This window comes from Maritimibacter alexandrii (assembly GCF_005871115.1).
Lineage (GTDB): Bacteria > Pseudomonadota > Alphaproteobacteria > Rhodobacterales > Rhodobacteraceae > Maritimibacter > Maritimibacter alkaliphilus.
This window is the reverse complement of record NZ_SWKQ01000015.1, coordinates 142,357-160,253: the sequence shown is the minus strand read 5'-3', so window position 1 is coordinate 160,253 and position 17,897 is coordinate 142,357. Positions and strand designations below refer to the sequence as shown.

The 17,897-nt window shown below is 58.6% G+C and carries 20 protein-coding genes; 5 read left to right on the top strand and 15 right to left on the bottom strand.

The genetic code is table 11. The features are described 5' to 3' along the window. The first annotated feature begins 61 nt into the window (after positions 1-61). The 5 genes from FCT00_RS19450 to FCT00_RS19430 all read left to right on the top strand — a co-directional run bounded on the left by FCT00_RS19450 (position 62) and on the right by FCT00_RS19430 (position 4,689). Positions 62-1,312 (top strand): ABC transporter substrate-binding protein, encoded by a 1,251-nt coding sequence (locus FCT00_RS19450; protein WP_138424307.1) that lies wholly within the window; start codon positions 62-64, stop codon positions 1,310-1,312. Positions 1,313-1,406: 94 nt separating this feature from the next. Beyond that, on the top strand, positions 1,407-2,168 hold the full coding sequence (locus FCT00_RS19445) for an enoyl-CoA hydratase/isomerase family protein (RefSeq protein ID WP_235889217.1): 762 nt from the start codon (positions 1,407-1,409) through the stop codon (positions 2,166-2,168). A gap of 11 nt (positions 2,169-2,179) precedes the next feature. Next, positions 2,180-2,962 carry an enoyl-CoA hydratase/isomerase family protein gene (locus tag FCT00_RS19440; protein ID WP_028284926.1) on the top strand — a complete coding sequence of 261 codons (783 nt, stop codon included), beginning with the start codon at positions 2,180-2,182 and terminating at the stop codon, positions 2,960-2,962. A 42-nt stretch (positions 2,963-3,004) separates the two neighbouring features. Next, complete coding sequence (locus tag FCT00_RS19435) at positions 3,005-3,763, top strand: electron transfer flavoprotein subunit beta/FixA family protein (RefSeq protein ID WP_138424306.1); 759 nt, start codon at positions 3,005-3,007, stop codon at positions 3,761-3,763. Next, positions 3,763-4,689 carry an electron transfer flavoprotein subunit alpha/FixB family protein gene (locus FCT00_RS19430; protein ID WP_100162543.1) on the top strand — a complete coding sequence of 309 codons (927 nt, stop codon included), beginning with the start codon at positions 3,763-3,765 and terminating at the stop codon, positions 4,687-4,689. Before FCT00_RS19435 ends, FCT00_RS19430 begins: the two co-directional genes overlap by 1 nt. 200 nt (positions 4,690-4,889) lie before the next feature. Here FCT00_RS19430 and FCT00_RS19425 read toward each other — a convergent pair whose 3' ends face one another. The 15 genes from FCT00_RS19425 to FCT00_RS19355 form a co-directional block, all read right to left on the bottom strand. After that, entirely contained in the window at positions 4,890-5,711 is an 822-nt protein-coding gene (locus FCT00_RS19425; RefSeq protein WP_100162544.1) for an alpha/beta fold hydrolase, read from the bottom strand. Between the two features lie 2 nt (positions 5,712-5,713). After that, on the bottom strand, positions 5,714-6,748 hold the full coding sequence (gene dmpG / locus FCT00_RS19420) for a 4-hydroxy-2-oxovalerate aldolase (RefSeq protein WP_138424305.1): 1,035 nt from the start codon (positions 6,746-6,748) through the stop codon (positions 5,714-5,716). Next, entirely contained in the window at positions 6,745-7,680 is a 936-nt protein-coding gene (locus FCT00_RS19415; RefSeq protein WP_138424304.1) for an acetaldehyde dehydrogenase (acetylating), read from the bottom strand. The genes dmpG and FCT00_RS19415 overlap by 4 nt, the downstream gene beginning before the upstream one ends. Positions 7,681-7,684: 4 nt before the next feature. Further along, positions 7,685-8,473 (bottom strand): 2-keto-4-pentenoate hydratase, encoded by a 789-nt coding sequence (locus FCT00_RS19410; RefSeq protein WP_138424303.1) that lies wholly within the window; start codon positions 8,471-8,473, stop codon positions 7,685-7,687. Beyond that, positions 8,470-9,531 (bottom strand): amidohydrolase family protein, encoded by a 1,062-nt coding sequence (locus tag FCT00_RS19405; protein WP_138424302.1) that lies wholly within the window; start codon positions 9,529-9,531, stop codon positions 8,470-8,472. The genes FCT00_RS19410 and FCT00_RS19405 overlap by 4 nt, the downstream gene beginning before the upstream one ends. An 81-nt stretch (positions 9,532-9,612) precedes the next feature. Then, on the bottom strand, positions 9,613-10,467 hold the full coding sequence (locus tag FCT00_RS19400; RefSeq protein WP_088626321.1) for a VOC family protein: 855 nt from the start codon (positions 10,465-10,467) through the stop codon (positions 9,613-9,615). After that, complete coding sequence (locus FCT00_RS19395; RefSeq protein ID WP_138424301.1) at positions 10,464-11,354, bottom strand: VOC family protein; 891 nt, start codon at positions 11,352-11,354, stop codon at positions 10,464-10,466. The genes FCT00_RS19400 and FCT00_RS19395 overlap by 4 nt, the downstream gene beginning before the upstream one ends. After that, positions 11,351-12,169 carry an ABC transporter ATP-binding protein gene (locus tag FCT00_RS19390; protein ID WP_171043056.1) on the bottom strand — a complete coding sequence of 273 codons (819 nt, stop codon included), beginning with the start codon at positions 12,167-12,169 and terminating at the stop codon, positions 11,351-11,353. The genes FCT00_RS19395 and FCT00_RS19390 overlap by 4 nt, the downstream gene beginning before the upstream one ends. Then, complete coding sequence (locus FCT00_RS19385) at positions 12,162-12,962, bottom strand: ABC transporter ATP-binding protein (RefSeq protein ID WP_171043055.1); 801 nt, start codon at positions 12,960-12,962, stop codon at positions 12,162-12,164. The genes FCT00_RS19390 and FCT00_RS19385 overlap by 8 nt, the downstream gene beginning before the upstream one ends. Then, positions 12,959-14,014: a branched-chain amino acid ABC transporter permease gene (locus tag FCT00_RS19380; RefSeq protein ID WP_171043054.1), complete on the bottom strand. Its 1,056-nt coding sequence runs from the start codon at positions 14,012-14,014 to the stop codon at positions 12,959-12,961. Before FCT00_RS19380 ends, FCT00_RS19385 begins: the two co-directional genes overlap by 4 nt. Then, a complete protein-coding gene (locus tag FCT00_RS19375) occupies positions 14,007-14,879 on the bottom strand; it encodes a branched-chain amino acid ABC transporter permease (protein WP_138424297.1) in 873 nt (290 codons plus the stop codon). Before FCT00_RS19375 ends, FCT00_RS19380 begins: the two co-directional genes overlap by 8 nt. A gap of 25 nt (positions 14,880-14,904) precedes the next feature. Continuing rightward, positions 14,905-16,074, bottom strand: coding sequence for an ABC transporter substrate-binding protein (locus tag FCT00_RS19370; RefSeq protein WP_138424296.1), 1,170 nt, complete (start codon positions 16,072-16,074; stop codon positions 14,905-14,907). Between the two features lie 33 nt (positions 16,075-16,107). Beyond that, complete coding sequence (locus FCT00_RS19365) at positions 16,108-16,830, bottom strand: TetR/AcrR family transcriptional regulator (RefSeq protein ID WP_171043053.1); 723 nt, start codon at positions 16,828-16,830, stop codon at positions 16,108-16,110. After that, a complete protein-coding gene (locus FCT00_RS19360; RefSeq protein WP_138424294.1) occupies positions 16,805-17,131 on the bottom strand; it encodes a non-heme iron oxygenase ferredoxin subunit in 327 nt (108 codons plus the stop codon). The genes FCT00_RS19365 and FCT00_RS19360 overlap by 26 nt, the downstream gene beginning before the upstream one ends. Then, positions 17,128-17,895 carry an SDR family NAD(P)-dependent oxidoreductase gene (locus FCT00_RS19355; protein ID WP_171043052.1) on the bottom strand — a complete coding sequence of 256 codons (768 nt, stop codon included), beginning with the start codon at positions 17,893-17,895 and terminating at the stop codon, positions 17,128-17,130. Before FCT00_RS19355 ends, FCT00_RS19360 begins: the two co-directional genes overlap by 4 nt. Between the last annotated feature and the right edge of the window lie 2 nt (positions 17,896-17,897).

The following is a 17,897-nucleotide window of genomic DNA, read 5'->3' as shown; positions in this document are numbered from 1 at the left end:
GGCAGCGGCGCTTACGAAACGGTATCATCGCCCTAAACCCAAGCAACGGGAGAGAGAAAACATGAAAGTCAAACAGCACATTAAGGCAGTGGTCCTTGCTACTGCGCTGGCAGCAAGCGCGACTGTGGCCTCAGCGCAGGACAAGGAGCCGATCCGCTTCGGACTCTGCTTCGACCTCAGTAAATCCTACACGTTCATTTCGCCGCAGGTGGCCCAGGCCGCTCAGGATCTCGCGATGTACACAAACGAAAACGGTGGTATCGAAGGGCATCCGGTTGAAGTAATCATTCGCGATCACGGCAACGAACCGCAGCGTGGCGTGGAATGCTATGAGCAGCTCAAGCGTGAAGGCGTTTTCCTTTTCAATTTTCTGTCCACGCCGGTCACGAACGCGGTTTTGCCGCGTGCCATGAAGGACGGTAGCGTACTGATGCAGTCTTTCGTTGGCCGCGGTGACGCGGTGGACGGCGAAGTGTTCGAATGGGTTTTCCCGGTCGGTCCGACGTACTGGCAGCAGGCGGCAAATGACGTTGCCTTCATCAAGGGCCAGATGGGCGGTGACTTGAGCAAAACGAAGATCGGGTTCATCTATCTGGATTATCCCTTTGGCCAGGAACCGATCGAGATCCTGAAAACGCTTTCCGAAAAGGAAGGGTTCGAGTTGGAGCTGTATCCCGTACCGCTTCCCGGGTCGGATCAAGCCGGCGCATGGAGCAATATCCGCCGCGACAAGCCTGACTATGTGATCAGCTGGCTTCTGGCGGGTGGCCATGTGGTCGCCTCGAAAGAAATGCGTCGTAACCGTTTCCCGATCGACCGCTATCTTTCGGTAAACTGGCTGAACGAAGTCGATATCGCCAACATCGGCGCGGAAGAGGCGAAAGGCATCCTGCGCGGGACCAACGTGGCCGGTGGCCAGGAAGTTCCGATCGTAAAGACGATGCTGGACACCTACTATGCCAATGGCAAGGGCAGCGGACCCGAGAACCTGGTGCGAGACGTGTACTACAACACGGGCATGGCGATCTACTCGGCCGGTTTTGAAGCTGCGCGTATCGCGATTACCGAAAACGGTTGGCCGATCACACCGGAAAGCATGAAGAATGCCTATGAATCGATCGAGAACTTCGATGGAAACGGCATCATGGCCCCGGTTACACTGACCGACAAAGACCACGGTGGTGGCGGCAAGACCCGGGTCGAGCAGTGGAATGGCGAAACCTGGGTTCCGCTGACCGACTGGAGCGCCGACTATCTTGACGTTGTTTGGGATGTCATCAAGCACAGCTCCGCGACGTTCACCGTCGAATAAGACAGAGCTTCCCCGCGGCAGACATGTCGCGGGGAAGCTTTCCGCAGTTAGATTGTCCCGAGAAAGCGAAGCAGGTATCATGAGCCCCATTGACGTGAAGATCGAAGACGGAATTGCGACCGTCTGTATCAACCGGCCAGAACGTAAAAACGCGCTTTCCGTGGCGGCGACGAACGGGCTGACCGACGCTTGGGAGAAGATCGAGGCGGATGACAGCGTTCGTGTGGCCATTCTGACTTCTGCCGATTGCGGCGTTTTCAGCGCCGGACTGGATCTGAAGGAAGCCACACAAATCGCACGCGACGAGGGTGTCGATATTCTGACCAAGATGCGCGACCCGTTTCACGAGACCATGCGCGCCTGCAAGAAACCGATCATCGCGGCGATGACAGGGTCGCTGATGGCGGGCGGCATGATGCTGACCTTGAATTGCGATCTGCGGGTCGGTCTCAAGGGGACCAAGGTCGGTATCACCGAAGTAAAGATCGGTCGTGGATCGCCCTGGGCATCGCCGGCACTGTCCATGCTACCGCAGCCCATCCTTATGGAAATCGTTCTGACCGGCGACTTGATGCCGATCGAGCGCCTGCACGAATACGGGTTCACCAACTATATCGAAGACACTCCCGATGCTGTCCGCGCAAGGGCATTTGACCTTGCCAAACGCATTGCCAGCGCGGCCCCGCTGTCGGTTGTTGCCGCGAAAGGCGGCGTTCGCGCGACCATGGACCTGGGCTGTGCGGGTGGCCTGAAAGAGGGCAAGCGCCTTCACGAGGTGGTTTACGCCAGCAACGACGCGATTGAAGGCCCAAAGGCCTTTGCTGAAAAGCGGGCACCCGTCTGGACCGGGACCTGATGGAGACTTGAATGACTGAGCTTATTCGCCTGGACAGGGAAGGCCCTGTCGGAATCCTGCGTTTTCTTCAGCCGACAAAACGCAACCCTTACAGCATCGGGTTCGTCGAAGAACTGGTGGCGCTTCTGCGCGAAGCCGAACGGGACGCTACGATCCGTGTCGTTGTTATGACCGGTGGCAATCATTTCAGCAGCGGCGGCGATCTTGTCGGGTTTCAGTCCGAGATCGCCAAAGGCGCGCGGGCGACGTCGGAAATGGTGGACCTGGTTCACGATGGCGGACGCGCGGCCTATCTGTTTCGCAAACCTCTGATTTCCGCGGTATGCGGCGTGGCTTTTGGCGCGGGCCTCAGCCTGGCCTTGTCGGCGGACATTGTCGTTGCCGCCGAAGATGCCCGGCTGTGCGAAGTATTTGCACGCGTCGGCGGTTGTCCCGACACGGGATCAAGCTGGCTGCTTCAGCAGCGCGCCGGTGCGGGCGTTGCCCGGATGCTTGTGCTCACGGGCCGTGAAATCGACGGGCGCACCGCCAGGGACCTGCGCGTTGTCGAAGAATGCGTGCCGGCCAACCAGGTCGAGGTACGGGCGCTGGAAATTGCCCGCGAGATTGCAACGCACCCGATGTTTGGCGTTCAGACCGCCAAGCGTGTGATGCGCGCCGCAGCCGAGTGCAGCTATCTCGAGGCGCTGGATATCGAGCGCGATGCCCAAAGCGTTTTGCTGTGCGCGCATGACTTTCCCGAGGCCATGAAAGCGTTTTCGGAAAAAAGAACTCCAGAATTCAAAGACCGTTAGCTCGGTTGAAACCTTATCGCAAAACTCAAGGAGACCACGCCAATGAAGGTACTCGTGCCTGTCAAACGCGTGATCGACTACAACGTGAAGGTTCGTGTCAAAGCGGACGGAAGCGGTGTCGATCTGGCCAACGTTAAGATGTCGATGAACCCTTTCGACGAAATCGCCGTCGAAGAGGCGATACGCCTGAAAGAGGCCGGCAAGGCCGAAGAGGTGGTCGCGGTATCCATCGGCGTCAAACAGGCGCAGGAAACCCTGCGCACCGCACTGGCCATGGGTGCCGACCGCGCCATCCTGGTCGTTGCAGCGGATGACGTGCACCATGATATCGAGCCGCTGGCAGTGGCCAAAATCCTTGCCAAGGTCGTGGAAGAGGAACAGCCTGGTCTGATTCTCTGCGGCAAGCAGGCGATCGACAACGACATGAACGCCACCGGCCAGATGCTGTCCGCCCTGCTCGGCTGGAGCCAGGCGACCTTTGCGTCCGAAGTGGACATCGACGGCGACACCGCCAGGGTCACCCGCGAGGTCGACGGCGGGTTGCAGACCATCGCCGTGAAGATGCCCTCCATCGTCACCGTGGACCTGCGCCTGAACGAGCCGCGTTATGCCTCGCTGCCCAACATCATGAAGGCAAAGAAAAAACCGCTGGATGAGAAATCCGCCGCCGACTATGGCGTCGATGTCAGCCCGCGGCTGGAAATCGTCAAGACGGCCGAGCCCGCCGAACGCTCGGCCGGGATCATCGTCGGCTCGGTGGACGAGCTGGTTGCGAAACTCAAAGAAGCGGGGGCTGTGTAATGGCTGTTCTTCTGATTGGTGAAGTGACCAACGGCGAACTGGCGCTGGACGCCACCGCCAAGGCCGTGACCGCCGCATCGGCGCTGGGTGACGTGACCGTTCTGTGCGCCGGTGCCTCCGCCGCCGCCGCCGGCGAGGCCGCCGCCAAGATCGCCGGTGTCGCCAAGGTGCTGGTCGCCGAGGATGCCTCGCTGGGCCACCGCCTGGCGGAACCGACCGCCGCGCTGATCGTCAGCCTGGCAGGCGATTATGAACATATCGTTGCCCCGGCCACGACGGATGCGAAAAACGTCATGCCGCGCGTTGCCGCGCTTCTGGACGTGATGGTGCTGTCGGATGTCTCCGGCGTGGTTGATGGCGCGACCTTCGAACGCCCGATCTATGCCGGCAACGCCGTGCAGACGGTGAAATCGTCGGATGCCAAGAAGGTCATCACCTTCCGCACCTCGACCTTCGACGCCGCCGGCGACGGCGGGTCTGCCCCGGTCGAAACCATCGGCGCCGCCGAAAACCCCGGCCTCAGCGAATGGGTCGAGGACAAGGTGGCCGAAAGCGACCGCCCCGAGCTGACCTCGGCCGGCGTGGTCGTGTCGGGCGGCCGTGGCGTCGGCTCCGAGGAAGACTTCAAGATCATCGAGGCGCTGGCCGACAAGCTGGGCGCCGCCGTCGGCGCCTCCCGCGCCGCCGTCGATTCGGGTTACGCCCCGAACGACTGGCAGGTGGGCCAGACCGGCAAGGTGGTCGCCCCCGAACTCTACATCGCCGTCGGCATCTCGGGCGCCATCCAGCACCTCGCCGGCATGAAGGATTCGAAGATCATCGTCGCCATCAACAAGGACGAAGAAGCCCCGATCTTCCAGGTCGCCGACTTCGGACTGGTGGCCGACCTCTTCCAGGCCGTCCCCGAACTGACCGAAAAACTGTGATCGGTGAACGGTGGGTTTGAAATCCACCCTACACATACCGCAGGACAGACGACGCCCGCCGGAAACGGCGGGCGTTTTTCATGGGGAAGAGCACTCTGGGACCACTTCGACCCAAGGTGTCGGGTCGAAATGGGGGCAGTTTATGCCCATGGCGGTAGAAGCGAGTTGCTGGGCGGGCAATTCATCCCACCAGTTCATCCTTATGCCAGAAAGAAGTCCTTAATCAGGCTGTTGAACCGGTCCTTCTTTTCGATTTGCGTCCAGTGGCCGCATTCGCCGAAGGTGTGCAGTTCCGAGCGTTTCAGCAATTGGTGAAGGCGATGAGAGGACTCCAGGGGGATAACCGCATCCTCGCGGCCGTGCACAATCAGCGCGCGATGGGGGAGCGCGGCAATCTTGTCTTCAGGCGTAGACAGCGCGGCGACATGGCGACCGCGGGGTGCCGGGAACATGGCCGAGAAACTTTCCTGATAGCCGGGGCGTTTGCTGGCGTCGTAACGCGATTTTATCAGATCCTCGGTGATGAGGCTTTTGTCATAGGCAAAGCACTCCATCATGATCTTGCGCATGTTTTCCAGGCTGGGCTCATAGCCCCAGACGGTGTCCAGCCCCTCTGTCAGACCAAAATCAAGACCGGCCGATCCCATCAGAACCATCCGGTCGACCCGGTCGGGATACCGGCTGGCAATAGCCAGCGTGAGCCCGCCGCCGAAGGAATTACCGACGAAATGGGCCTTTTCGACACCCGTGGCGTCCATAAATGCGATTGTATGTTCGACCCAGCCGTCCAGCGAGTAGGTCTCGTTCTCGTGCCGCTCGGTGTAGCCAAATCCCATTGCATCCGGCGCCAGAACCCGGAAATCGCTGGCCAGATCGGGAACTGTCAGCCGCCAGTTGGCATAGCCGGTCACGCCCGGGCCGGAGCCATGCAGCAACAAAACTGCAGGGCCGGTCCCCTCTTCAAGATAGTTGGTCTTCCGCCCTGCGGCCTCGATTGTCTTGCCGATTTCAGGATTGGTCATTGTTAATTCCCTTGTTGCCCTGTTGCGTTGCTGCCGTTCGCCAGGTCCAGTGCGACATCGACAATCATGTCTTCCTGCCCGCCGACCATGCGGCGCTGGCCCAGCTCGTTCAGAATAGTGCGTGCATCTATGCCATATTGCGCGGCCGCGCGTTCCGCGTGCAAAAGAAAGCTCGAATAGACACCGCTATAGCCCAGAGAAAGCGTTTCACGGTCGACCCGGACCGGGCGCTCCTGTAGCGGGCGGACCAGATCGTCTGCCGCGTCCATCATCGCGTTGAGGTTGGTGCCCGTATCGTAGCCTTCCCTTTCAAGAACCGCTATCAGAGCTTCGAGAGGCGCATTTCCGGCCCCCGCGCCCAGGCCCGTCAGGGATCCGTCGACGCGATACGCCCCCTCTTCGACGGCGGCGACCGAAATCGCAACACCAAGCGTGAGGTTGTGATGCGCATGGATGCCGACCTGCGTTTCCGGCTTTAGCGCCTGGCGCAAAGCGCGCGCCCGCGCCCGCGCGGAACTGACGGTCAACGCACCGGCGCTATCGGTCACATATACGCAATGTGCACCGTAGCTTTCCATAAGCAGGGCCTGTTCGGCCAGGGCGCCGGGTTCGTTCATGTGGGCCATCATCAGAAAGCCCGACACATCCATGCCAATGTCGCGTGCGGTGCCGATATGTTGTCTGGCGATGTCTGCCTCTGTGCAATGGGTGGCCACGCGAACCGACCGGACACCGGCGGCGTATGCCTCTTTGAGGTCGGCGATTGTGCCGATGCCCGGAACCAGAAGCGTGGTCAGTTTGGCGGTCTTTACCGCGTCGGCCGCGGCGGCGATCCAATCCAGATCGCGGTGGCGCCCGAAACCATAGTTGAAACTTGTCCCGTTCAAACCGTCGCCGTGGCTGACCTCGATCGCATCAACGCCTGCGGCGTCCAGCGCAGCGGCGATATCTTGCACCTGGCCGACAGTGAACTGGTGGCGCACCGCATGCATCCCGTCGCGCAGTGTCACGTCTTGGATATAGAGGTTCCTGGTCATTGCGCGGCCTTTTCTTTCGTGCGTGCGATCTGTTCGCCGGTTGCCAGCGCCGCCGATGTCATGATGTCCAGATTTCCGGCGTATTTCGGCAGGTAGTGTCCGGCGCCCTCTACTTCGAGAAACACCGAAACCTTCAGCGCGCCTTCGGCAGGGTCGCCGGGCAGCCCGGCCGCCGCGTTCGGTCCGATCCTTTCGAACTGAACTTCCTGTTTGAGACTGTATCCAGGGACATAAGCCCGTACGGATTCGACCATATCCTCGACCGATGCGCGAATAGCTTCCGCGTCGTCTGTCTGGGCCAGGCAATACACCGTGTCCCGCATCACCAAAGGCGGCTCTGCCGGATTGAGGATAATGATGGCTTTGCCTTCCTCGGCGCCACCGACCTCACATATGGCGCGCGAGGTGGTCTCGGTAAATTCGTCGATATTCGCGCGCGTTCCCGGCCCGGCCGACCTGGAAGAGATGGAGGCGACAATTTCCGCATAGCGCACCGGGGCCACCCGCGAAACCGCGGCCACGATCGGAATGGTGGCCTGGCCGCCGCAGGTAACCATGTTGACATTGGCCGCGTCCAAATGGGCGGAAATGTTGACCGTTGGCACCACATAGGGCCCGATGGCGGCAGGCGTCAGATCGACGACCCGCTTGCCATCGGCTGTCAGCAACTCGCTGTGCCGGGCGTGGGCCTTGGCGGACGTCGCGTCGAACACCACAGCAATGTCGCCATAGCCGGGCATCTGCCGCAATCCATCTATACCCTTGGCCGTCACCGGAACGCCCAGCTTTTCAGCCCGCTTCAACCCGTCCGAGGCAGGGTCAATGCCGACAAATGCAGCCAGTTCCAACAGGTCGCTGTTCCGCATCAGCTTGATCATGAGATCGGTGCCGATATTGCCGGTGCCGATTATGGCCGCCTTTACTTTTGACATTCTATCACTCCGTGAATGAAACGCTGACATGGCCCAGGCCGCCAATCGAGGCCTGAACCACTGCTTTGCCCGTGACCGGAGCCATCGGCCCCAACGCTCCGGACAGGATGATCTGCCCCGCCCTGAGGGGCGTTCCGTTTGCACGCATCTTTTCAGCCAACCAAGCGACGGCGTTGACAGGGCTGCCCATGCAGGCCGCACCGGTTCCGGCGGAAACGGTCTGCCCATTCAGGGTCATCTCCATTGCGCAGTTGGAAAAATCGAAGCCCAGGGGCGAGATGACCGGCGCGCCCAGGACCAACAATCCGGACGAGGCATTGTCGGCGATCGTATCGAGCAGGGTGATGTTCCAATCGGCTATGCGGCTGTCCACGATCTCTATTGCCGGGGCAATAAAGACGGTTGCGCGCAAAACATCCGCAGCATTCGGCTGGGCAATATCCAGATCGTCGCCTAGAATAAACGCGATCTCCGCTTCGATCTTTGGTTGCAGCACGCGGTCCGATGAAATGATACCCCCATCGCCGACAATCATGTCCGACAGCAAGGTGCCGTAGTCCGGCTGATCCACGCCCATCTGAGCCTGAACGGCCTTGGCGGTCAGTCCGATCTTATGCCCGATCAACCGGCTGCCGCCGGCCAGACGCCGTTCGATATTGGCCTGCTGCACGGCATATGCGGCATCAAGACCGTAGTCCTTGAGATGTTCTTGGATCGGAGCGCACGGCGTTGCTTTTTTCTCTGCCTGCCACAATGCTTCGGCCGCGACTGCCAGGTTATTATCCAATGTCATACGTCCCTCTGTTCTTCGGTTTGTGATGGACCGGATGCGGTTTGCCGCAACCCGAGCAAAACGGCCGGCGACCGGTACAGAACAGTATCGGCGGCCGTTTCGGACAGTGCGCGCCGGATGAACCCTACCGGATCGTTTTCCATAATCAGAAATGGATAGTCGGTACCGGCCAGTATCCTGTCATGTCCGACGGTTGTTTCCAGAAACTGCAGGGCGACATCGTCGTAAACGATGCTGTCAAAATAGAACCGGCGCGCCAGTTTGCTGGGCGGCACGGACATGCTGTTCCGGATCGGCATTCCCAAGCGGTACGCATGATCCAGCCGGGGCAGGATGGCGGGCAATGCACCGCCGCCATGCGAAAGGACAATGCGAAGATTGGGGTGATTTTCCAGAACCCCGGCTGTCATCAGCGACGTGGCGGCGAGAGCTGTCTCAAGCGGAAACGCCGCAATCGCGGCCATTGCCGGTACATCGCCGATCCGCTCGACCCCGGCCGGGTGCAGCGCATGGACCATAACCGTCATGTTCAGCCGTTCCGCTTCGGCAAAGACGGGGGCAAGCGACGGATCGCCCAGGGGCGTACCCTGAACATGCGTGCCGATCTCGATCCCTGTCAGCCCCATGTCCCGCAACCCGCTCAGGCTGTGAGTGGCCTTTTCCGGTGTTTGCAGCGGCACCATCCCGAAAGCTGAAAACCGCTTCGGATAGGTGGCGACCAGATCTGCGAGAAAGGTATTGACGCAATCGCAGATCGCCTCTGCATCGCCGGCGCCGAACCAATAGGACAAAAGCTCGGGCATCGGCGACAACACCTGATGGCCGATCCCCTTGGCCTCCATGTCGGCCAACCTGGCATCGGCGTTCCAGGATCGTAAATCGATCTGGCGAAAAGGCTTTCCACCGATCACGATCCTGGCCGAGCCGTCCTGTTCATGCACAATGGAGGGCCAGCGCGCATCGCGTTCTGTTCCGTCCGGAAACCGGTCGGGCACCACGTGGCTATGGACATCTATAGCCCCAGATGTGCGCAAATTCTTCACCGCGGTGCCTTCCATGTTAACATCCGGCCAAACAGCTTTCCATCCATCAACCGGAAATCTGCACAGACGCGCTTACATGCGCCTCCGAAAGCCATATCAGTTCTCGAGGCCGTTCAGATTCGATTTCGCGCCCCACATGCAAAGGCTGAAAGGTTCGAAACCGAACTGGCGTTCCCTATACGTTTCTTCGTCCACCTTGTTGACACCAACAGAGTATTCGAATGTCATCCCGTCAGGGCCCTGGAAATAAACAAACCGGGCACCGGACGTCGGGTGACGTCCCGGACCGAAGGTAATCGGAACGTTATGTTGTTTCAGCAGATTGTACGAACGCATGATGTCATCGGTCGATTCAACCTGGTGGTTGATATGCTGGAGTCCGCCGCGCCCTGCCGGGACAAGAGCGAGCGTATGATGAATCTCATTCACGCGCAAAAGCGGAACGTCTCCGATACGATCACTGACGCGGGCGTTGCAAACCTGGGTCCAGAATGCTTCATCCCGCTTGCAGTCCTGGCTGAAAATGCCGACATGGCTGAAGCCGGAGATTCCGGCGTCCCGGCTCGGAAAATGACGCTTGCCCATAATCTCTGGCTGAACTACCAGCTCGATTTTCAGGCCACTGGGCTCTCGGAAAGCAACGAAATCTCTTACATGACGAGAATCGCATTCGTCGCGGGTGCCCCTATGCAGATCGTGTCCAAGATCTTCGAGAGTCGCAGCCGCGATTTCAAGTGTCTGACTATCGCGGACTTCGAAACCGACGACGTGGTCGTTGGGGTCCCCTTCGTGGTAGTATAGGGTATGTCCCCGTTCATCTGATCTGAGGTGTCGCGAATTGCGGCTGCTTTCGGAAACCTCCAGGCCCAGAATTCTCGTTGCGAAGTCGGTGCTGGTTTGAATATCTTTTGTACCCATCCGAACATAGCATACATCAAGCAGTTCAATCATCTTGTGCCCACCTTTCTGTTATCTTGGGTTTCCCAATCGGCTCCCCAGCGTTCGGGAAGCAGACCATCGGAGTTCCACATGCAAAACGAGTCGCGCGCGTTTCTGAATTGTCGCGCGGTCCAGTCAGGCTCAACAGTTTTCATTCCGGTGCCGTAAGACACGATCAGGTCCTCGGGCCCCTGAAAGTACAGAAAAACTTCGCCACTTGCGGGATCGCGCCCGGGACCATCGAGGATTCGCACCTGTTGATTGGCAAGCAAATACTTGCTGCGCATGATATCGTTCAGGTCGCCTACCTCGAAATTGACGGATAGCAGCCCACTCCGCTGGCTTGGGTAGTAAGCGATGCGGTGGTGTCGTTCATCAAAACCCAGCTGACCGCTTTCTCCGGCAAAGTCCCGCACCCTGGCGCCGAAAACCTCGGTCCAGATCGCCATGTCGCGCTCGGGGTCAGGGCTGCGCAGATCAACCGACGAAATCGCTTTGATGCCGGCATCGCGGGCGGGGAAAAACCGCTGGCTCTTGTTTTCGTGGCGCACAACGATCTCGAACCGGTTGCCGGCGAAATCTTCAAAGGCCACCGCATCGCGGTAGAGCTTTCCGGCACAAACCTCTGCGGACAGCCGCGCGGGCTCAAGTCCGCAGGCGGTGAGCTTCCCTGTGATGTCATCAAGATCGCTCTGGTAACGGACACTGAACCCGACAACCGGCTTGCCGGTCGCGCCGGTGGCGTCGCATTCTACTGAATACGATCGCTCGTCGGACCGGAAACGGGCGATGTCGTCACTGCCGTCCGCCGACTGAAGCCCGACCGCGCCTCCAAGGAACCGTTTGAAATCATCCAATTCTTTCGCTGGATACCGAACAAACCGAAGTTCTTCAATCATACCGGGGTCACCCCTTCTTCCCGCGGCGCGGCCACATCCGCGCCTCCTTGCGTCAGTTGAGTCGTGCCAAGATAGGCCCGTACCACTTCGGGGTTATCCAGCACCTCATCAGGAGGTCCGTCTCCGATCGACCGACCGTAATCCAACACATGGATACGGTCCGCAATCGCGGCGACCATTTCCATGTCGTGTTCGATCCAGAGCATCGGAATTCCCAGTTGCTTCTTTGCGGCGTCGATATGGTAGGCAAGTTCCTCGCGTTCTTCCTGGGTCAGTCCCGCGGAAGGTTCGTCCATCAAAAGAACTTTCGGTTCGGCCACCAGCGCCCGCCCAAAGCCGATGATCTTCTGAATTCCGAAAGGCAGACCGCTGACAGGCAAATGCGCCAGATGGGTCAGCGACAACATCTCGAGCACGTCGTTGACCACAGCGAGATGCTCGGCCTCTTCGCGCCGCGCCGACGGCAGTCGGAACCATTGTTCCGCAAGTGTCGCCTTGAGATGGTTGTGCCGGGCCACAAGCAAGTTTTCACGTGCGTTCATCCGGGGGATCAGTTCGGCATGTTGAAAGGTGCGCCCGATTCCCATTTCCGCAATGGCACTGGGTTTCTTGCCGACTAGGGACGTGCCGAGGAAGTCGATTTGGCCCGAGGGTCGATAAAGTCCGCTGATACAGTTAAAGATGCTGGTCTTGCCGGCCCCATTCGGGCCGATCAGTGCCAGCAATTCGCCCGACTGAACCCCAAGCGAAACTCGGTTGAGAACGACGAGACCTCCAAAATGCAGTTCTACATCCTTGAGTTCAAGATCATACATTTGCTCGCTCCTCGCGTCGGCGCCGCGCATTGGCCAGGTAGTCGGCACGGCCCGCGCTTCCGCTCCCAAGGTAAAGTTCGAGGATCTTCTGGTTGGTCCGCAGGTCTTGGGTCGCACCTTCAAGTTCGACTTTGCCGTTTTCCAAAACGAAGCCGTAGCTTGCCAGCGCAAAAGCCACCGCGGCGCTTTGCTCGACCAAAAGTATGGATAGTTCGGTCCGGGCGTGAATGTCGCGCAACCGCTCGATGATCTCATCGACGATCACCGGAGCCAGCCCCAGCGACAGCTCGTCGATCAGCAATAGGTTCGGCTTGCAGACAAGCGCGCTCCCAATCGCCAGCATCTGACGCTCGCCCCCTGACAGCAAGCCAGCCGGTTTGGTCCTGAGTTTTGCCAATCTGGGAAAATAGACAAAGATTTCGTCTTCGATCTGCCGCCAGTTGCTGCCTTCGGCCCGCGTGGTCGAGACGACTTCCAGGTTCTCGGCAACGGTCAGGTTGGTAAAAACCTTGTCCCGCTCGGGCACCAGAACGATACCCTTGTGGATCGTTTTCGGAAGCTGAAGCCCGGTGATGTCTTCACCGAAATACCGCACGTTGCCGGCGGTCACCCGTGCATTGTCCAACCCGATGAACCCCGAGATCGCCCTGAGCGTGGTCGATTTTCCAGCACCGTTGGCCCCCAAGAGCGCGGCAATCTGACCTTTCTCAACCCGCAGGTTGACACCGTGCAATGCCCGGATCGAACGTTGATAGGTGACTTCAAGGTCCGTGACTTCCAGAATGTCTGTCATTGCGTGTCCTCCCGTTTCGACGGCGATGCGAATTGACTGACAATGCGTTTCCAGATGCCGATCAGGCCGTTGGGTTCGAAGACTAGAAACAGGATCATCAGAAGACCGAAGGCTGCATGCGAGGCCGATGAAACCGTCGTGATGTCGAGTCCTACGTGGGGCACCGCTTCCATTAGCCATTCCACGCAATAAGGAACCAGTGTGACGAAAACGGCGCCCAGCAGTGCTCCCGGCAAGCTGCCCATCCCACCAATGATGATCATCGCGATATACTGGATGCTCAGGAACAAGGTAAAGGCTTCGACCGCCACGAAGTTCTGATAATAGGCGAACAATGCGCCCGAGAAAGAGGCGATTCCCGATGTGATGACGAAGGCCAGCAGCTTGTAGTTGGCGACCTGCACACCAAGAGCTTCGGCCGCCGTTTCATTCGCATGAAGGGCTTCCCAAGCGCGGCCCGTTTTGGAATTCAGTAGGTTTCGGCACCCCCAATAGGTACCCGCGGCCAGCGCCAAAAGTACGTAGTACCAAGCATATCCATCATAAATCTCGTACCCGAAGATCACTGGTGGATCGAGATAGATGCCAGTCGAAGCGCCGCTAGCGAATTCGTACTCGCCTCCGAGGTAGATAACGAGAAAATGCAGCGCCAAAGTGCTCATCGCCAAATAGATGCCACGCAGCCGTAAGGACGGCAGGCCGAAGATTAGGCCAATCACCGCGCCCGCCACGACCGAAGCCGGAAGGGTTATCCAGATACCCGCACCCGTTTCCTTGTAAAGGATCCCGGTGGTAAACGCGCCAGCCGCCATCAGGCCGCTGTGACCCAGAGAGATCTGTCCCGCAAAACCGGTCAGAACCATGAGCGCCAGCGCTCCGATGCCCGCGATAAAGATCTGCGACGCGATGTCGAGATGAAAAGGCGTGGCCGAGGTTGGCAAAAGAACAAGCAGAACGATCAAACCGATCCAGGCCACCTGATTCTTGCTTAGTCGCTTTCTACTTTCTGTGGCAAGGGCCGTTTTTCCGATGCCGGTTTCTATATTAGACACGATTGAGTTCCTCCTTGGTGCCATACAGGCCCCAGGGCCGGACGATCAGAATTGCGATCAGTACAAGGAACGGCACGACATCGGACAGAAGCGGATTAACGTAATGGATCAGAAGAACCTCCAGGGCAGCGATGACACCTGCGCCGATCAGGGCACCGGGCAGGCTGTCCAACCCGCCAACAAGTGCCGCCGGAAAGGCTTTGAGCCCGATCACCGCCATGTTCACGTCGATACGGGAATCGAGGGTGACAAGTACTCCCGCCAGCGACCCCGAAAAGGTCGACAGGGTCCAAGCCAAGGCATAGACGGTATGTAGGTTGATCCCGCGTTGCGCCGCCAGCAACGCATTCTGTCCAGAAGCTCGCATCCGCATGCCCCAGCGTGACATGTGAAGAAATGCCAGAAGCCCTAGGTAGACCAGGAACGTGCAAACAACGAGCCACAGCGCGGCGGTGGAAACCCGGACTGAGTCGGTAAGCGCGATCGAGGCATTGTCGAAGCTGATCATTGCCGCAGCGTTCAGTTGTTGTGGTCCCCAGATCAGGACCATTGCGCCGCGCAAAAGAATGCCTAACGCTACGGTTGTCAGAACGGCGGCCAACACCGGTTGTCCCGTCATCTTGCGCATCAACAGCAGGTAGACGGACAACCCGACGACGATCGAAAACATCGCGGTGATGGCAATCGCAGCGAGAGGATCCGAGGCTATACCTGCCGATGTGGCAACCAACAGGTAAGCTCCCAGGATCATGAGTTCGCCATGTGCCAGATTCAGGACACGGCTGACTTTGTACACCAAGACATAGCCGCTCGCGACAAGAGCGTACAACGACGTCAAAACAACGATATTTGCTAGAATTTGCATGATAAGCTCCCGTCGCGCTCAGGCCTCATTCGACCTCGTAGGCCTTCCAGTCCCGTGCGATCTCCATCGCGCCCTTTTCGTCGCTCCAGCGGTAGGCGCGGTAATAGATAGTTTCGCGGAAATGATTGTTGTCGGTCCATTTGATCGGGCCGCCGCGCAATCCCTTCGTATCGATCTCGATGTTGCTCATGACGGCATTGATCGCCTCGGCGCTTGTGTCTTCGCCAAGCTCTTCAAGGACACCTTCGACGACGATTCCACCGACCCATCCGTCAAGAATGGCCTCTGGATTTAGGCTGGAACCGGATTCCGTCACCGCGTCGACAAGGGTTCGCGTGGCTTCACTATTTTCGAACAGCATCACGTTGCTGCCCACGGCGATTAGGCCCGGATCTTTTATTTTCAACATCTCAAGTTCCGCCTCGGCGAGGTGACCGACGTAAGCGTTCCCTTCCCAACCCTGCTTGCGCAGCGCATCGACGAAACGGATTTGTACAGACCACGGCGCCCAGGAAAGAACGGCCTCGGCTTCGTTTTGAATAAGTTTCGTCGCGAAGGATGTGTAGTCAGCTGTGCCGGGCGGCGCGATTTCAACGCCGGCCGATTTCATGCCAGCTTCCAAGACCATCCGCTCAGCTTCTTCCATCCCCGCCCGCGAGATTGGAATGCCCATGGCGGAAAACCCGATGGTGATGTCGCCGCTCTCTCGTTCGCGCAGGTAGTCGACCATCGCGATGCTATCATGCACCGCGGAAAAACCGGTCGAACAGTACAAAAGCGGCTTGGCCGGCGGCATCGTCTCAGCGGGGCAGACCGAACCGGCGAACAATACCGGCACTTCTCGGCGAGTTGCCTGGCTTATGATTGGGGCAAAAGTTGCCGATGTGCTGACCGAGATGATCATCTGCACATCATCCTGGGTTAGGAACCTTTTGGCGTTGCTAGCCGCCCTAGATGCATCCCCCTGATCGTCATAAATCACCAGCGACACGGTTCTTCCATTAACGCCACCGGCGTCGTTCAGCCGGTCGATATAGAGCTTCAATCCTTCGGCCGGCGCGGCGTATGTGCCGGCGGCCCCCCCGCTCAAAGCGGCGCTCATCCCAATCACGACCTCGTCGTCCGCAGCCAACGCTGGTCCTGCGGCAAATGTGGCCGCCACGGCCAAATTCTTGGCAATCTGCTTCATTTTCATTTCTTTATCCTCCGGTTTGTGAATAAGCTTATTTCAGAGCCGTTGCAGCTTTGCCTGATCAACGGGCCATTCGATGTTTTCGCGTTTCAACGCATCAATCATCATGGATTTCCAGATGGTGGTGACTTCAGCATATTTTTTGGCATCGTCTTCCCAGAGCGTCCGCATCGCGTAGCCCCGGACCATGTTGTACGTCATATAGACGAGGTTCTCGGCAAGTGGCCGCGGCATGTATTCCGACATGACTTTGACCCAAGCCGCCTCGATCGGCAGACGCGCTTTCTGCGACGCCTCCAGGATCTCGGTCTTGAGATCGGGATCGGTGTTCGCGGACAAGACAATGCCCAGAACGCTGAAGAAGTGCTCCCCCAGAAAAAAGCTTTCTGCATCCTTCAGCATCTCGTCGAAAATCATGCTCTGGTCGGTTACCGCCTCTGCACTCTCGATGCTTTTTTCAACGGCAATCTGGTAGACGTGCTCGTGTACCGCCAGGATGAGATCCCGCTTGCGACGGTAATGATGCAGCAGAGCGCCCCGCGATACCCCGGCGTTTTGAACCACGGCCTCGGTGTTGAACCCGGCAAACCCACGTTCGCGCAACACTCCGATCGAAGCAGTTATGAGGCGCGATCGCATTTCCTCGCTGCGTTCGTCCTGCGACCGTGAAGAATTGGTCGCATCGGTTTTGGCGTTAGCTCTTGCTTTGCCATTCTGTCTTTTGGAAGAAGCTTCAGTATTCAATGCATACCTTTCCATCCGCGACGAAAACATTGTAGGTCTTCAACGGAATTTCACAGGGCATGAGCCCGGGTTCGCCCGTGGTCACATCGAAGGTTCCGAAGTGCCATGAACATTCGACAAACTTGCCGCACAACTCTCCCTCTTCGGACAAAGACGCCTCGCCATGTGTGCATTGGTCCTGTGTGGCAAAGAAGGAGCCATCGACATTGTAGACGGCGATGGCGTCTCCATTCGGAAGGGTTTCAGCACGAATTTCGCCCTCCGGCAAATCCTCGGCGGGGAATAGAGGCACCGTTTCTATTTTATCATCACTCATAACATCGTGCTCCCGCCATTTACCGAAATCACCTGCCCTGTCACGAAACTCGCTTCGTCCGAGGCGAGGTAACTTACCATGGAAGCGATCTCGGCCATTTCCGCCGGTCGCCTCATCGGAATCACACTCAGAAACTTCTCCGCCAATTCCGGATTGCGCTCGGTAATCTCGGCCATTTGCGGTGTGTTGGTCGCGCAAGGGGCCACCGTATTTACGGTAATCCCGTCAAGGGCGTACTCCCGGGCCAACCCGGTGGTCATGCCGTGCATGCCCCCCTTTGCCGCATTATAGGCGGCGTGATCCCACAGGCCGTTTCGCACTGAATCGGCGCCGATGTTTACGATCCGGCCGCCACCCTGTTCGCGCATGACAGGCAACGCGTGCCAGCTGCACCAGATCGCCGTCCAGAGATTTCGGTCAATGGTCTCGCGAAGTGTGTCGGGCGTATGTTCGGCAAATGCTTTGATGATGCCGCCACCTGCATTATTGATCAGGATGTCGAGCCGTCCGTATGCGTCAATAGCCGCTTCGACAGCCGCCTTGGCAACGGCTTCTTCCGAGAGGTTTCCAGGAACGACAACCGGAGGCTTTCCACGAAAATGGCGCGACGACATTTCCTCGGCCGCCTTGCTCGCTTCGGCCTCGTCGAAATTGGCAATCACCAGCCGTGCACCGTCTGCCATCAGACGTTCGGCGATGACCAGACCAATGCCGCGCCCCGCTCCCGTTACGAGGGCAACCTTTCCTGACAGTTTTCTACCCATAT

What these genes read in the sequence shown, in the direction of transcription:
- FCT00_RS19450 (WP_138424307.1), top strand. Translation starts at nt 62, where the DNA reads ATGAAAGTCAAACAGCACATTAAGGCAGTGGTCCTTGCTACTGCGCTG.
- FCT00_RS19440 (WP_028284926.1), top strand. Translation starts at nt 2,180, where the DNA reads ATGACTGAGCTTATTCGCCTGGACAGGGAAGGCCCTGTCGGAATCCTG.
- FCT00_RS19435 (WP_138424306.1), top strand. Translation starts at nt 3,005, where the DNA reads ATGAAGGTACTCGTGCCTGTCAAACGCGTGATCGACTACAACGTGAAG.
- FCT00_RS19430 (WP_100162543.1), top strand. Translation starts at nt 3,763, where the DNA reads ATGGCTGTTCTTCTGATTGGTGAAGTGACCAACGGCGAACTGGCGCTG.
- FCT00_RS19425 (WP_100162544.1), bottom strand. Translation starts at nt 5,711, where the DNA reads ATGACCAATCCTGAAATCGGCAAGACAATCGAGGCCGCAGGGCGGAAG.
- dmpG (WP_138424305.1), bottom strand. Translation starts at nt 6,748, where the DNA reads ATGACCAGGAACCTCTATATCCAAGACGTGACACTGCGCGACGGGATG.
- FCT00_RS19415 (WP_138424304.1), bottom strand. Translation starts at nt 7,680, where the DNA reads ATGTCAAAAGTAAAGGCGGCCATAATCGGCACCGGCAATATCGGCACC.
- FCT00_RS19410 (WP_138424303.1), bottom strand. Translation starts at nt 8,473, where the DNA reads ATGACATTGGATAATAACCTGGCAGTCGCGGCCGAAGCATTGTGGCAG.
- FCT00_RS19405 (WP_138424302.1), bottom strand. Translation starts at nt 9,531, where the DNA reads ATGGAAGGCACCGCGGTGAAGAATTTGCGCACATCTGGGGCTATAGAT.
- FCT00_RS19400 (WP_088626321.1), bottom strand. Translation starts at nt 10,467, where the DNA reads ATGATTGAACTGCTTGATGTATGCTATGTTCGGATGGGTACAAAAGAT.
- FCT00_RS19395 (WP_138424301.1), bottom strand. Translation starts at nt 11,354, where the DNA reads ATGATTGAAGAACTTCGGTTTGTTCGGTATCCAGCGAAAGAATTGGAT.
- FCT00_RS19390 (WP_171043056.1), bottom strand. Translation starts at nt 12,169, where the DNA reads ATGTATGATCTTGAACTCAAGGATGTAGAACTGCATTTTGGAGGTCTC.
- FCT00_RS19385 (WP_171043055.1), bottom strand. Translation starts at nt 12,962, where the DNA reads ATGACAGACATTCTGGAAGTCACGGACCTTGAAGTCACCTATCAACGT.
- FCT00_RS19375 (WP_138424297.1), bottom strand. Translation starts at nt 14,879, where the DNA reads ATGCAAATTCTAGCAAATATCGTTGTTTTGACGTCGTTGTACGCTCTT.
- FCT00_RS19370 (WP_138424296.1), bottom strand. Translation starts at nt 16,074, where the DNA reads ATGAAAATGAAGCAGATTGCCAAGAATTTGGCCGTGGCGGCCACATTT.
- FCT00_RS19365 (WP_171043053.1), bottom strand. Translation starts at nt 16,830, where the DNA reads ATGGAAAGGTATGCATTGAATACTGAAGCTTCTTCCAAAAGACAGAAT.
- FCT00_RS19360 (WP_138424294.1), bottom strand. Translation starts at nt 17,131, where the DNA reads ATGAGTGATGATAAAATAGAAACGGTGCCTCTATTCCCCGCCGAGGAT.
- FCT00_RS19355 (WP_171043052.1), bottom strand. Translation starts at nt 17,895, where the DNA reads ATGGGTAGAAAACTGTCAGGAAAGGTTGCCCTCGTAACGGGAGCGGGG.